This is a genomic window from Streptomyces sp. CNT360 (assembly GCF_000424785.1).
In genome coordinates this window covers 118,412-132,663 of the sequence record NZ_AUKO01000013.1, presented here as the reverse complement: position 1 = coordinate 132,663, position 14,252 = coordinate 118,412, and the positions used below count along the sequence as shown (strand labels likewise).

Sequence of the window (14,252 nt, the reverse complement as noted above, 5' to 3'; positions counted from 1 at the left end):
ATGCGCGTGGGACTGCTGCGGGTGGTCGGGGTGGCGACGGCCGCCTACGGGGCCGCCGTCACCCTCAAACCCGAGCTGCTGGCCAAGCCGTCGGGGCTGGTGGACGCGGCGGGCCGGACGGCCGCGCACACGCGCACATCGCTGCGCCCGCTGGCCTGGCGGGACGCGGCCAGCGGCATCGCACTCGCGCTGGCGCCCGAGGGCGCCGCCCTGCGCACCGCCGCATGGGTACGGATCGCCGCCGACCTCGGCGACGCGGCGCTGCTGGGGGCGACGCTCCCCCGCGAGGCCCGCGCCAAGGCCGTCGCCGTCTCGGTGGGCTGGGGCTCCCTCTCGGTGGCGGCCCTCTGCCACCGTCGTGACCGCCGCGTGGGCTGATCGGGCCCCCTCCCCAGGTCAGCCGTCACGGCTCGGGGCGCGTGGCGAGCACGCGTGTGGGCGGGGTGCGGAAACCCTCGCGAGCGGCGCGCCGGAAGGGAGCGTTCGCGCCGCTCACGCTGAGAGGGGCCGGCGCGGTACAACTCGCCGCAGCCGCCTGCCCGGACGGCGACCCGCTCGCTGGGGTTCCCCTCCTGTGACCCCTGCGGCCGGTGCTCTCAGGCCGTCCTGCCGCTTTCCCGGCCCCCGGTGGCCTCGGGCACGGGCGCTGCCGCGGGGGCGATCAGGTCCCGGATGTCCTGGGCCGCCCGCCGCGCCTGGACGCCCAGCTCCGCGCACCGCGACTCGGGCACCCGGTCCCTGGGGCCCCAGACGCTGACGACGGCCACGGGCCGCTGCCAGGCGTCGAGCACGGGAGCGGCGACACCGTTGAGCTGCTCTTCGAGCTCGCCCAGGCTCACGCTGTATCCCTGCGTGCGGATAGCGGCGAGCTCGCCGTGCAGACTCTCCCTGTCGGTGCGGGTGGTCTCGGTGAACTCGGCGAGAGGGCCGGAGAGCATCGACTCCACCTCCTCCGCCGGCAGCCAGGCCAGCAGCGCCTTGCCCGCCGAGGAGGCGTGGATCGGCACCTGGCGCCCCAGCCAGCGTGCCGTGAGGACGACCGGCGGTGTCACCTCGTCGACATAGGTCAGCCCGAGACGCTGGGCGACCGCGAGGTTCGCGGTCTCGCCCGACTGATGGCACAACCGCTCCAGTACCGGGTGCGCGCGCCGGATCAGGCCCTCGACGCCGGCGGTCGCCGCCATCGTCGCCACGGCCGAACCGATGGTGTACCGGTTGGTCAGCGCGTCCCGTTCGACCATCGCGTGGTGTTCGAGGGTCGCCAGCAGCCGCCAGGCGGTCGCCCTGTTGAGCCCGCACTCGACCGCCAGTTCCGCCACCGGCCTCCCCTTCGGCGCGCTCGCCGCCACCGCGTTGAGCAGCGCGATGGCGCGCTCCAGCGACTGCACCCGGCCGCCCGCCGGGGGTCCGGCCGCCGGGGGTGCCTGTTCCTGTTCGTCGGGGGCGTGCGCCGCCGCCATCCGGTGCCTCCTGCCACGTCTTCTCTCCTCCCGGCAGCGTAATGGGCCCGCGCCGGGACGCCGCCCCGGAGCGGGGTGAGCGCCGCGTTCCGCCCGGGTCGCGTCCTGCCGATGCTCCGCGCTTGACGCGGCAGTCGCACACTCCGTACGTTCACAATACGAGCGAGCACCGCATGATGCGAACACTGGCATGGGAGCGCCGTCTCGCACGCCGTTCACCCGCACGCGCAAGGAGGCTGGATGAGCAGCGCAACGGAAGGGCCCGACCGGCCCGACAGGGTGGTGACCCCGTACGAGGGCACCGGACACCGGGACTGGGACGACGCGAGGGAGATCCCCACCCCGCTGCGACTGCACGACACCGGCGTCAGCCCCCGGTGGGTCGACTACAACGGACACATGAGCGAGTCGTGCTACTTGCTCGTCTTCGGGGACAACTCGGACGCCTTCTTCCGCTACATCGGGATCGGCGAGGAGTACCGGGCGGCAGGGCGCTCCCTCTACACGGTCGAGTCGCACCTGCACAACAAGCGCGAAGTGACCGAGGGAGAACCGCTCCAGCTCAGCCTGCGGCTCCTCGACTTCGACGCCAAGCGCGTCCACCTCTTCCACGAGATGCGGCACGGCACCGACGGGACGCTGCTCGCCACAGCCGAGCAGATGCTCGTCCATGTGGACGCCGGCCAGGGGCGTTCCTGCCCTCTGCCCACACAGCTGCAACAGCGGCTGGGGGCCATCCACCGCGCCCACTCCGCAGCCCCGCTGCCCGAAGTGGTCGGCAAACCGATGGGCATCCGACGGGACCGGAACACGTGAGGGAGCAGGTCACATGCAGTTCGCGCTGACGGACGAACAGCGGATGATCGTCGAGACGGTGCGCAAGTTCGTCACCACCGAACTCGACCCGCACGCCGACGAGGTGGAGCGGACGGACGAGGTGCCGCCGGAACTGGCCCGGCGGATCAGGCAGAAGGCACTCGATGCCGGACTCTACGCGGCGAACATGCCGGCGGAACTGGGCGGCGCCGGTCTCGACGCTGTGAGCATGACCCTGGTCGAACGGGAACTGGGGCGCACCGGATACGCGTTGCAGATGCTCGTCGCGCGCCCCAGCAACATCCTGGAGGCGTGCCGGGGAGAGCAGCGGGAGCGGTACCTGCTCCCGACGATCAGGGGCGAGCGGCACGACTGTCTGGCCATGACGGAACCGGGCGCCGGGTCGGACGTACGGAGCATGAGGACGCGCGCCGAGCGGGACGGCGACGGCTACGTCCTCAACGGCACCAAGCACTTCATCAGTCATGCCGATACCGCCGATTTCGCCGTCCTGTTCGCCGCCACCGGCACCGAGGAGACGGCTCGCGGCGCCAAGAGTCTGATCACCGCGTTCCTCGTGGACCTCGACACCCCCGGCGTCGAGGTGCGGCGGGGATCGCCGTGCGTCTCGCACCGTGGCTACCACCAGTGCGCACTCTCCTTCACCGACGTCCGCGTCGACGCTGCGCAACGCCTCGGCGAAGAGGGCAGGGGCTTCGAGCTGATGGGCGAGTGGCTGGGCGCCAGCCGGCTCTCCGTCGCCGCGACCAGTGTGGGCCGCGCACGCCGGGTCCTGGAGATGACCACGCAGTGGGCGGCCGAGAGGGAGCAGTTCGGCCGGCCGATCGGGCGCTTCCAGGGAGTCGGCTTCCCGCTCGCCGACATGGCGACCGAGCTGGAGGCCGCCGAGCTGCTGACCCTGCGGGCCGCCTGGAAGCAGGACCAGGGGCTCATGACCGACCAGGACGTGGCCATGGCCAAGCTCTACGCGACCGAGGCACTGGCCCGGATCACCGACCAGGCGGTGCAGATCTTCGGCGGCATGGGGCTCATGGCGGAGCTTCCCGTCGAACGGTACTGGCGCGACGCGCGTGTCGAACGCATCTGGGACGGCACCAGCGAGATCCAGCGCCACATCATCTCCCGCTCCATGCTCCGTCCGCTGGGCTCCTGATGGCCGGGCGCAGCGACAAGATGCAGGCGGGGCCCGCCCGGGCAGGAGATTCGCACCGGGGCGCCGGGTCCTGGCGGAACACGGAGGCGGGGAGCGACCGTTCGAGGCGGCTGCGGCGGTTGCTCTCCCCGCGGCACATCGCCGTGATCGGCGGAGCGAGCGCCGCCGAGGGGATACGGCAGTGCCGCGCGATCGGTTTCACCGGCCGGATCTGGCCCGTGCATCCCCACCGGGAGTACCTGGAGGGCCTGCCCTGTCACCGCACCGTGGCCGAACTTCCCGAGGCACCTGACGCGGCGCTCGTCGCCGTCCCGAACACGGCGGCCGTACCCGTGCTCGCGCAACTCGCCGCGCGCGGCGCGGGCGGCGCGGTGTGCTACGCGGCGGGTTTCGCCGAGGACGGCGCGGACGGTGCCCGGCTCCAGGAGGAGCTGCGTGAGGCGGCAGCCGGCATGCCGGTCGTCGGCCCGAACTGCATCGGCGTACTCAACTACCTCGACGGCAGCGCCCTGTGGCCCGACCAGCACGGCGGTACGAGGGTCACGAGCGGGGTGGCGGTCGTCACCCAGAGCGGCAACATCGCCCAGAACCTCACCATGCAGCGCCGTTCGGTGCCGCTCGCCTACGTCGTCACGGCAGGCAATGGCGCGGTGACCGGCGTACCGGAGCTCGTCGACAGCATGCTCGACGACCCGCGGGTGAGCGCGATCGGACTGCATCTGGAGGGCATCGACGACGTGGCGGGCTTCTCGCGGGCCGCGCTCAGGGCCCTCGACGCGGGTGTGCCGGTGGTGGCGCTCAAGACAGGCAGCTCCGCACTGGGCGCCCGCGCCAACCTGAGCCACACCCGTTCCCTCGCGGGTTCGGACGTGCTGTGCGACGCGCTCTTCCGTCGGCTCGGTGTCGCGCGTGTGCACGAGGTCGGTACCTTCCTGGAGACACTGAAACTCCTGCACGTGCACGGACCGCTCACCGGGACCCGTGTCACCTCGGCGAGCTGCTCCGGCGGCGAGGCCGCGCTGATCGCCGACGCCGCGCAGCAGCACGGCGCCCACCTGCCCGAGCTGCCCGCCCAGGTGACCGCCCGGCTGCGCCAGGTGCTGGGGGACCACGTCCACGTGGCCAACCCGCTCGACTACCACACCTACATCTGGGGCGACGCCGACGCGCAGCGCGCCTGCTTCACCGCGCTGCAGGGCTCGGGCTGCGACGTCAACCTGCTGCTGCTCGACCTTCCGCGCGACGACCGCTGCGCACCGGGGCTGTGGACGACCACGATGGACGCCTACGCGACGGCGGCACAGGAGACCGGCGCCCCGGCCTGTGTGGTCAGTTCGCTGCCGGAGGGGCTGCCGGAGGACGTCAGCACCCGGCTGCTGGCGAGCGGCGTGGCGCCGATGCACGGCATGGCCGACTGCGTGCGTGCGATCGCTGCGGCCGGAGAGATCGGCCAGGCGCACCGGCGGCATCGGGAGGAGGGCACCCTGCCACCGGGCGGGACAGTCGTCCACGGCCACGGCCCTTCGGCCGGCCCGCAGGCTGCGGGGCCCGCGGCACCGCTCGACGAGTACGCCGCCAAGCAGGCACTGTCCGCACACGGCGTACGGGTTCCCCGCGGGCGCGTCACGCGGCAGCCGGCCGCCCGGGCGCCGGACGAGGCCGCGGACCTGGCCGCCGAGCTGGGTTTTCCCGTGGTCGTCAAAGCGCTCTCACCCGCTCTCGCACACAAGAGCGAGGCCGGCGGGGTGCGCGTCGGGCTCACCGACCGCGAGGCCGTGCGCGAAGCGGTCCGCTCGATGGCCTCCCTCGTCGACCAGTACCTCGTCGACCGTTTCCTCGTCGAACAGATGGTGCAGGAGCCGGTGGCCGAGCTGATCGTCGGTGTCCACCGCGATCCCCAGTACGGTCACGCCCTCACCCTCGGCGCCGGTGGCGTGCTGGTCGAACTCGTACGGGACACGGCAACGCTGCTGCTGCCCGCGAGCCGCGGGCAGGTCGAGGAAGCGCTCGCGTCGCTGCGGATCCGGCCCGTGCTGCAGGGGTTCAGGGGCGGCCCGCAGGGGGACGTGGCGGCGGCCGTCGACGCGGTGCACGCCGTCGCCCGGTACGCACACCACGCCGCGGTCGCCGAGATCGACGTCAACCCGCTGCTCGTCCTGCCCTCGGGACGCGGCGCGGTGGCTGTCGACGCGCTCATCAGACATGAGACGTGACGCAGTGCGGCGGGCGGCACGAAGGAGGAGCGAAGCACATGAGCGAAGGAGAGGACGAGGCAGTGGGCGAGCACGGAGGCGAGCAGGCGGAACCGGTCACGTCGCGGGTGTGCGACGGCGTCCTCGTGATCACGCTGGACCGGCCGAAGGCCAACGCGATCGATGTGGCCACCAGCCGCAAGCTGTACGCGGCCTTCGACCGGCTGCGGCGGGACGAGGGGCTGCGTGCCGCGGTGCTCACCGCGGGCGGCCGGCGGTTCTTCTCCGCCGGATGGGACCTCAAGGCGGCGGCAGCCGGCGAGGAGGGCATCGAGGCCGACCACGGCCCGGGTGGCTTCGCCGGTCTCACGGAGTTCTTCACCTTGGACAAGCCCGTGATCGCGGCGGTCAACGGGCTCGCGCTGGGCGGCGGTTTCGAGCTCGTGCTGGCCGCCGACCTGGTCGTCGCCGAGGAGCACGCCGAGTTCGGCCTGCCCGAGGTGGGCATCGGCATGATCGCCGACTCGGGTGGTGTGCTGCGCCTGCCCAGGCGGCTGCCGCGCGCCGTCGCGAGCGAGATGCTGCTCACGGGGCGGCGGATGGGCGCCGACGAGGCCGCCCGCTGGGGACTCGTGAACCAGGTCTCCGGTGGCCCCGGTACGGCGGTCGATGCCGCGCTCGCACTCGGCCGGCGGGTGGCGCGGGGTGCGCCGCTGGCGCTCGCCGCCGTCAAGGAGGTGCAGCGCGAGACGGAGGCACTCGACGTCGCGTCGGCCTACGCACGCATGCGCAGCGGCGAGCTGCCCCGTTACCGCGCCATGCTCGGCTCGGAGGACGCCCAGGAGGGCCCGCGTGCCTTTGCGGAGAAGCGCTCTGCCCAGTGGCGGGGCCGGTAGGTCGCTCGGCGGCTCGGCCGGTGACAACCCGTCAGGGGCGGGGCGGATGGTGACCCGGAAGCGGAGACAAGACGCATGCCGTCCGCGTGACTCCAGGGCGCCGGGCCACCGCGCCGGGCCGGGGAGGCCGCAGTTGCCGTGCCCGGGCCGCCCGCCACACGGTATGCAGCCCCTCGGCCAGGTCGCCGGGCACCTCCAGGTCACCGGTGATGCAGCCTCGGCCGGCCCGAGTTCACCGGGCTGCCACAGCAGTCTGCACAAAGCCCGCCAGGAGCGCAGGACGACCAGTGGTGCGTCCTCGGCGCCGGTCTCGCTGCCGTCCCTGGCGCGCAGCCGCACCGGCAGCGGGCCGCCCAGCAGGCGGCCGGGGCAGGGCACCGAGCCGCCCGGCGACGCCGCCGTCCGCGCCGGTGACCGTTCCCGCGCCTGTTCCCTCGGTCGCCCCTGCGGGGGCTCCCTCGGCGGCCTCCCGGATGGTCCGTACCGCCGTCACCGTGCTTCTCCCCTCGGAGTCGGGACGGGGTGTGCCGCGCCGCGCGTGCCCGCCGCCGGTTCCCTCTCGAACAGCACCTGCTGGACGTCGAGATAGCCGGTGCGGAACCCGGCCTCGGAGTAGGCGAGGTAGAGCGTCCACATGCGCTGGAACGTCGCGTCGAAACCGAGCGCGGCGACCTCCGCCGAGCGCTCCTGGAAACGCCGCCGCCACAGTCGCAGCGTCTCCGCGTAGTGGTGGCCGAACCTCTTGCTGCGGGCCAGGCGCAGGCCGGTGTCCTCCTCGGTGATCCGGGTCAGCGCCTCCAGCGAGGGCACCAGGCCGCCGGGGAAGATGTACTTCTGGATCCAGGTGTGGGTGTGCCGGGTGGCCAGCATCCGGTGGTCGGCCATGGTGATGGCCTGGAGCGCCACCTTGCCGCCGGGGGCGAGCAGCCGGTCGAGTGCCGCGAAGTAGACGGGCCAGTACGCGTGGCCGACCGCCTCGATCATCTCGACGCTGACGATCGCGTCGTACTCGCCGCGCACCTGCCGGTAGTCCCGCAGCAGCAGCGTCACCCGGTCCGCGACCCCCGCCGCGCGCACCCGTTCGCCGGCCAGGTCGAGCTGCTCGCGGGAGAGCGTGACGGTCACGACCTCGGCGCCCCGCTCGGCGGCCCGGACGGCCAGGTCGCCCCAGCCGGTGCCGATCTCCAGCAGCCGGGTGCCCGCCCCGACACCGGCCAGGTCCAGCAGTTGGTCGGTCTTGCGCCGCTGCGCCTCCGGCAGCGCCTCCCAGGTGGCGGGGAAACTGCGGAAGACAGCCGAGGAGTAGCTGAGGGTCTCGTCGAGGAAGAGCGCGAACAGTTCGTTGGACAGGTCGTAGTGGCGGCGGATGTTCTCCCGCGACCCGCTGGTGGTGTTCCGCTGGGAGCGCGGCTGCCGGGGCGCCCACAGGTGGCGCAGCTTCTGCATCCAGGCCGGGAAGAGGGACGCGGCGTGCTCGGCGAAGACGCAGAGCACACCCACCAGGTCGGGGGCGTCCCACTCGCGGGCCATGTAGGACTCGCCGAAGCCGATGAGTCCGCTCCGGCCCAGACGGCGGTGGAAGGCGTCGGGGTCGTGCAGCTCCAGCAGCGGGCCGCCCTGCCCGAGGCTCGTGCCGTCGGGCAGCTTGACCAGCAGGGGCAACGTGTCCAGGGCGCGGCCCACGAGGCGGGCGGTGACAGCGGTACGGAGCCGGGAGGAGGGCGGCAGGGCCGCCACGTCCGGCCAGCGGGAGCGGTCGGTGACGGCCGTCCGCGAGGACGCCGACAGCGGTGCGGGCACGGTCAGTGCAGACCTTTCTGTGGAGGGTGGTGCGGTCGGGCGCGTACGGGCAGTCCGCGCAGCCACAGCCGGATGCCGTGGGCGCGGATGCCCACGGTGACGGCGAGCGTGGGCCAGGGGTGACGGAGGGCCGCGCGCAGCAGCCCGCCGACGCCGGCCGGACGACGCTCACCGTGCACGGAGGCGGTGAACGGGGTGCGGGCCTGCGAGTCGCTGTCCGCGCCGCCTCCGCGTTCGAGCTGGACGGTCAGCCGCAGCCGGGTGCCCGGTGGCGGGAGCCGCATGCGGTAGCCGCCGTCGACGGGGAAGAACGGGGAGACGTAGAAGTCCTTGTCGGTGCGGGCGAGACCGTCCTCGTCGGGGTGCAGCAGGTAGCAGTGACGCTCGCCGTAGGTGTTGTGCACCTCGGCGACGACGCACCGCGGCTTCCCGGCGGCGTCGTGACACCAGTAGAGCGTCAAAGGGTTGAAGACGTGGCCCAGCACCCGCGCGTTCGCCAGCATCACCACCCGGCCGCCGTCCAGGTCGACGCCCTGTGCGGCCAGGTACCGCTCCAGCCCCGCGCGGAGGGTCGGTGCGGTGCCGGCGAAGTGGTCCCGGGATTCGAACCGGGCCAGCGGCCGCAACGCCCTCGGCAGCGCAGGCAGTTCGTCGAGGTCGACGAGCCACAGGTAGGTACGGAACCGGAAGGCGTGGCGCACCGGATGGGTACGCGCGTGGCCGACGACGCAGCGGTAGAGGACCGGCGTACGGGGACCGGGGGCGCTGTCGGGGAGGGAGCCGTCACGCGCACGGGTGCCCTCGCCGGGGAGGGTGCCGTAGCCGTCGGGCGGGCCGCGGCGGACGGTGGCCGTCTCCTGGGCGGTGCCGTTCGCATGCCGGGTCACCAGCGCACCCCCAGCGCCCGGGCGGCCGCCACCCCGGAGCGGCAGCCGTCCTCGTGGAAGCCCCAGCCGTGGTAGGCGCCGGCGAAGGTCACGGGGCCGCTGTTCAGTTCGGGCAGCCTCCGCTGGGCGGCCACCGACGCGGGGGTGTGGAGGGGGTGCTCGTACACCATCCGTGCCAGCACCCGTTCCGGCGCCACGTGCTCGGCGGCGCCCAGGGTGACGACGTGCTCCTCGGGGGCGTCCAGCCGCTGCAGCCGGTTCATGTCGTAGCTGACCCGTACCCGCCCGGCGGGCGTACGGCAGTCCGGCAGCAGGTAGTTCCACGAGGCGCGGGCCGCAGGCGTGCGGGGCAGCGGGGCCGGGTCGGTGTGCAGCAGGGCCGGGTTGCGCGAGTAGCGGAACGCCCCCAGCACCTCGCGCTCCGCCTTCGTCGGCGCCGCCAGCAGCCGCAGCGCCTGGTCGGGATGGGTGGCCAGCACGACGGCGTCGTACGCGTGCACCGTGTCGTCCTCGGTGACCACCTCGACCCCGCCCGCGTGCCGGCGCACCGTGCGCACGGGCGTCGCCGTGTGAACGGAGTCGAGCCGCTTGCCGATGCGTTGGACGTATGCGCGGGAGCCGCCGGTCACCGTGCGCCACCGGGGGGAGCCGGTGATGCCGAGCATCCCGTGGTTGTCGAGGAACCGGAACAAGTAGCGCGCCGGGTACCGCAGCGCCGCGTCGGGAGCGCACGACCAGACGGCCGAGATCAGCGGTGTCACGAAGTGGCTGACGAAGTACGCCGAGAAGCCGCCCCGGTGCAGGAAGGTCCCCAGCGTCACCGCATCCTGCCGGTCGTCCGCCGTGCCACCCTGCTCCTGGGACAGCAGCCGCAGCGCCCGCCGGTGGAAGACCGGAACCTGCGCGAGCATCCGCAGATACCTGCCGCGCAGCAGGTGCCCCGCCCCGGGCAGCAGTCCGCGCGGGCCCTTGGCGCCCGCGTACTCCAGGCCGCAGCCCTCGCACCGCACCGACATGCTCATCTCCGACTCCTGGGTCGCCACGCCCAGTTCCGCGAAGAGCCGCGTCAGCAGCGGATACGTCCGGCAGTTGTGCACGATGAAACCCGAGTCGACCTGGAGCGCCCGGCCGTCGGCGGAGACCACGTCGTGCGTGTGGGCGTGGCCGCCGAGCCGGTCGTCGGCCTCGTAGAGCGACACCGCGTCCGTGTGCCGCAGCACGTGGGCCGCCGTCAGGCCTGCAACTCCACTGCCCACCACGGCCGTCCTGCGCCGCTGCCTCGTCATGCTGCTCCCTTCGCACGGTGGCGTACCGGATTTTGGAGTCCTCCTGGTCCCCTTGATTCGGAGCCGGGGGCGCGGCGGCTTGGTCACGCACGGGGGCCGTCCGCGTGGAGAGCTGTCTCCGCGGCGCGTGTCCCGCCGGATGCCGCACGGACGAGGGACGGACGAGGGACGGACCAATCCGCCGAGCGGGCTGGGCCGAATGCGGGATGTGAGTACAGAGCAGAAGTCCCCAAGCGGCGCCTTGACCGGCGTGCTGGGAGCGTCGAGCGGCGTGATTGCCGGGTTCTGCGCCCTGGCCACCGCCGAGTTGGCGTCCGTCCCGGTGCGTCCCGAGGCCGGTCCGGTCACCGCCGTGGGCGGTGCCGCGATCGACCGGACGCCCGCGCCGGTCAAGGACTTCGCGATCCGCAACTTCGGTACCGACGACAAACTCGTCCTCCGGCTCGGCATCCTCCTCGTCCTCGCCCTCTTCGCCGTCGCACTCGGTCTGCTGGCGGTCCGCCACCGGCGGATCGGCTCCGCCGGGGTGCTCGCCTTCGGGGCCGTCGGCGCCTGGGCCGCCACGGGCCGCCCCGACGGCTCCGCCCTCGACTCCCTGCCCTCCGTGGCCGGTGCCCTCGTCGGCGGTGCCGTCCTGTACGCCCTCGCAGGCCTGCTCCCGGCTCGCCCCACCGGAGCTGCGGGCCGAACCGGCGGCGCCGGGCGGCTTGTTGCGTACGGCAGGTGGGAGGGCGCCGACGGAACCGGGTCGGCCATCGCCTCGGGGACGGGCAAGGGAGGGGCCGTCGCCGACAGTTCCGACACGCCCGGCGTGCAGAACGGCACCGACGAGACCGGTTCGCGCCGCCCGCGGGACGGCACCGATGTGACCGGTACGGACAGTGCGCGCGAAGATGCCGAGGAGAGTGGCACAGGCAGTGCGCAGGACGGCGCGAGCTCGTCCGGCGACCGGGACGCGGGGGCGGGTTCCGTGAAGCCTCGGCTGCTCGCCGGGGCGGACGGTGGAAGGGGCGAGCCGGACGGCGCCGCCGCGGAGGGGCGGAGCGCGGCAGCCGGGCCCGGCGTCGACCGGCGCAGGTTCGTGCTGACCGCCGGGGTGGCAACCGTCGGGGCCGCCGGAGTGGGACTGCTGGGACGAAACCTCAACGGCCGCAGCGGCGCGCAGGCGGTGGCCTCTCGGGCCGAGCTGACCCTGCCCGCCCCCGTCTCACGCGCCGCACCCGTGCCGCAGGGGGCGGAACTGGACCTCGACGGGCTGAGCCGGTTCACGACGGCCAACAGCCGCTTCTACCGCGTGGACACCCTGTTGCGGGTCCCGAAGCTGTCGGCTGCCGACTGGTCGTTGCACATCCACGGCAAGGGCGTGGCCCGCGAACTCACCCTGACCTTCGAGCGGCTGCTGGCCCGCGGCCTGGTCGAGCGGGACATCACGCTCACCTGTGTCTCCAACCAGGTGGGCGGCGAGTACGTCGGCAACGCGCGCTGGCTGGGCGTACCCCTGGCTCCGCTGCTGCGGGAGGCCGGCGTGCGGGCCCCGTCCAGGGGCGGGCCCGCCGACCAGCTCGTGGCCCGCTCCGAGGACGGCATGACGCTGGGCAGCCCGGTCGAGACCGTACTGGACGGCCGGGAGGCGATGCTGGCCGTCGGCATGAACGGCGAACCGCTGCCGTTCGAGCACGGTTTCCCCGTCCGCATGGTCGTCCCCGGCCTGTACGGCTACGTGTCGGCATGCAAGTGGATCCGCGAACTGGAGCTGACGTCCTTCGACGACTACGACGTCTACTGGGTCGAGCGCGGATGGGGCCGTGAGGCCCCGATCAAGACCCAGTCGCGGATCGACACCCCCGGACCGCTCGCCGACCTGAAGGCGGGCAAGGTCGCGGTGGCAGGCGTCGCCTGGGCGCAGCACCGCGGCATCGACCGGGTCGAGATACGCGTCGACGACGGGCCCTGGCGTACCGCACGGCTCGCCGAGGAGGATTCCCGCGACACCTGGCGCCAGTGGGTGTGGGAGTGGGACGCGACGCCGGGCTCGCACACGCTCCAGGTGCGGGCCACCGACCGGAGAGGCCGTACCCAGACTGCCGACCGCGTCGGCACGGTGCCCGACGGTGCGACCGGACGGCACTCGGTGGTGGTCGACGTGACCTGACTCCCCCGACGCCTGACCCGCCCCCTTGCACCTGCCCCTCGCCCGGACCCGAACCCTCCACAGCACTCGTACGACCTCTGTCGTGCCCGACATGAGCGGCATGACCGTCACTACAAGGAGAAAACGATGAGCAGCACTGCCACCACCCGTGCCCGCCGCGTCCTGCTGGCCGCGACCGCGGCCGTCGTCCTCCCCCTCGGGATGACCGCATGCAGCAGCGACGACGGCGGCTCCGACAAGAAGTCCGACAAGAAGAGCGAGCAGAGCCAGGGCTCGCACAAGGAGAAGGGCGAGAAGCAGGACACGGCCATGGACACCTTCGGCGACGCCTGCAAGACGGTGCCCAAGTCGGGCAAGGGCAGCTTCAAGGGGATGGCGCAGGACCCGGTCGCCACCGCCGCCTCCAACAACCCGCAACTGTCCACGCTGGTGGGGGCGGTGAAGAAGGCGGGCCTGGTCGACACCCTCAACAGCGCCAAGAACATCACGGTGTTCGCGCCGACCAACGACGCCTTCAAGAAGATCCCGAAGGCCGATCTGGACAAGGTCATGAGCGACAAGAAGATGCTCAAGAAGGTCCTGACCTACCACGTGGTGGGCGAGCCGCTGGACAAGACGAAGCTGGCCGGCGGCTCCTACCCGACGCTGGAGAAGCAGAAGCTCACCACGAAGGGGTCGGGGGATGCCTACAAGGTCGACGACTCGGCGAACGTGGCCTGCGGCAACGTGAAGACCTCCAACGCGACCGTCCACATCATCGACAGCGTGCTGATGCCGCCGAAGAAGTGACCCGGTCATGACCGCCACCCGGCCGGGACGCTCCGTCACCCGTACGGGGCATTCCGCCACCCGGGGGTGGGGAACCGGCCCGCCGGGCGGGACACCCCCGGCGGGCCGGCTCCTTCCCGGCGGGTCCGCACGCGCAGGTGTCCGGCCCGTCCGCTACGGCGCGCCTTCCGGCGTCCCCTCCGCGGCCGGGCCGCCCGCGTAGGTGCGGTGGCCCGTGCGCGGGGGCCGCGGCACGTGGACGGCCCGGCTCAGCCGGCGCCCGACGCACAGATAGCCCAGCAGCGCACCGGTGGCGTTGAGGATCACGTCGTCCACGTCGAAAGCGCGTCCCGTCACCCACAGCCCCTGCACGGTCTCCACCATCAGCATCACCAGCGCGGCGCAGACGGTGACCTTGACGAAACCGCGGGTCGGCGGCGCCATCACCGGCAGCAGGACACCGAACGGCACCCCCAGCAGCACGTTCCCCCCGAGCTGCTGGACGATCCCGAAGAGGGACGACTCCTCAAGGCACTCACGGATGGAGTCCCCGGGGCGCAGGTTGGTGTGGGTGAGGCCCTCCGCGGCCGTCTCCGGCTGGAGCGTGGCCCGGGAGAGCAGGGCGGCGAACAGCACCATCGCGGCGAAGGCGAGCAGCACGGCCAGGAGGCGCAGCAGCAGGCGCAGCGGCCCCTGCCGCGGCCGCCCCGGGGGGCGGGAGCCGGTTGTCCTTGCCGTAGGCGTTTTTGTCATGCGCATAACCCTCCGGTCGTCGATCGTACGCGCTCGCCGGGCGGCGCGGGCGGCCCGCGTCTACGCTC

The 14,252-nt window shown here is 73.1% G+C and carries 12 protein-coding genes; 7 read left to right on the top strand and 5 right to left on the bottom strand.

Annotated features, from left to right (window positions below; all coding sequences use genetic code 11):
• Positions 1–378 (top strand): hypothetical protein, encoded by a 378-nt coding sequence (locus H297_RS0115085; RefSeq protein WP_027737727.1) that lies wholly within the window; start codon positions 1–3, stop codon positions 376–378.
• A 218-nt stretch (positions 379–596) separates the two neighbouring features.
• On the opposite strand, the gene H297_RS36525 is transcribed toward H297_RS0115085, so the two are convergent.
• Positions 597–1,460, bottom strand: a complete 864-nt coding sequence (locus H297_RS36525; protein ID WP_051351861.1) for an IclR family transcriptional regulator — start codon at positions 1,458–1,460, stop codon at positions 597–599.
• Between the two features lie 240 nt (positions 1,461–1,700).
• Here H297_RS36525 and H297_RS0115075 point away from each other — a divergent pair, with 240 nt between their 5' ends.
• Genes H297_RS0115075 through H297_RS0115060 form a run of 4 tightly spaced genes read left to right on the top strand, consistent with a single transcriptional unit; the run spans position 1,701 to position 6,538 of the window.
• Complete coding sequence (locus H297_RS0115075) at positions 1,701–2,276, top strand: thioesterase family protein (protein ID WP_051351860.1); 576 nt, start codon at positions 1,701–1,703, stop codon at positions 2,274–2,276.
• Between the two features lie 13 nt (positions 2,277–2,289).
• Positions 2,290–3,450, top strand: coding sequence for an acyl-CoA dehydrogenase family protein (locus H297_RS0115070; RefSeq protein WP_027737725.1), 1,161 nt, complete (start codon positions 2,290–2,292; stop codon positions 3,448–3,450).
• Positions 3,450–5,663, top strand: a complete 2,214-nt coding sequence (locus tag H297_RS0115065) for an acetate--CoA ligase family protein (protein ID WP_486589528.1) — start codon at positions 3,450–3,452, stop codon at positions 5,661–5,663. The genes H297_RS0115070 and H297_RS0115065 overlap by 1 nt, the downstream gene beginning before the upstream one ends.
• 38 nt (positions 5,664–5,701) lie before the next feature.
• Entirely contained in the window at positions 5,702–6,538 is an 837-nt protein-coding gene (locus tag H297_RS0115060; protein ID WP_078514100.1) for an enoyl-CoA hydratase-related protein, read from the top strand.
• Positions 6,539–7,027: 489 nt separating this feature from the next.
• Here the strand turns inward: H297_RS0115060 and H297_RS36520 are convergent, their stop codons facing one another.
• The 3 genes from H297_RS36520 to H297_RS0115045 are packed head-to-tail and all read right to left on the bottom strand — an operon-like array spanning position 7,028 to position 10,511.
• Entirely contained in the window at positions 7,028–8,344 is a 1,317-nt protein-coding gene (locus tag H297_RS36520; protein WP_051351883.1) for a class I SAM-dependent methyltransferase, read from the bottom strand.
• Positions 8,341–9,225 (bottom strand): DUF1365 domain-containing protein, encoded by an 885-nt coding sequence (locus H297_RS36515; RefSeq protein WP_078514096.1) that lies wholly within the window; start codon positions 9,223–9,225, stop codon positions 8,341–8,343. Before H297_RS36515 ends, H297_RS36520 begins: the two co-directional genes overlap by 4 nt.
• Positions 9,222–10,511 (bottom strand): FAD-dependent oxidoreductase, encoded by a 1,290-nt coding sequence (locus tag H297_RS0115045; RefSeq protein ID WP_027737722.1) that lies wholly within the window; start codon positions 10,509–10,511, stop codon positions 9,222–9,224. Before H297_RS0115045 ends, H297_RS36515 begins: the two co-directional genes overlap by 4 nt.
• Before the next feature lie 208 nt (positions 10,512–10,719).
• On the opposite strand from H297_RS0115045, the gene H297_RS0115040 reads away from it, so the two are divergent.
• Positions 10,720–12,663 carry a molybdopterin-dependent oxidoreductase gene (locus tag H297_RS0115040; protein WP_486589527.1) on the top strand — a complete coding sequence of 648 codons (1,944 nt, stop codon included), beginning with the start codon at positions 10,720–10,722 and terminating at the stop codon, positions 12,661–12,663.
• Positions 12,664–12,789: 126 nt separating this feature from the next.
• Positions 12,790–13,452 carry a fasciclin domain-containing protein gene (locus tag H297_RS0115035; protein ID WP_027737720.1) on the top strand — a complete coding sequence of 221 codons (663 nt, stop codon included), beginning with the start codon at positions 12,790–12,792 and terminating at the stop codon, positions 13,450–13,452.
• A 153-nt stretch (positions 13,453–13,605) separates the two neighbouring features.
• Here the strand turns inward: H297_RS0115035 and H297_RS36510 are convergent, their stop codons facing one another.
• Positions 13,606–14,184, bottom strand: a complete 579-nt coding sequence (locus tag H297_RS36510; protein WP_051351882.1) for a VanZ family protein — start codon at positions 14,182–14,184, stop codon at positions 13,606–13,608.
• Positions 14,185–14,252 lie beyond the last annotated feature (68 nt).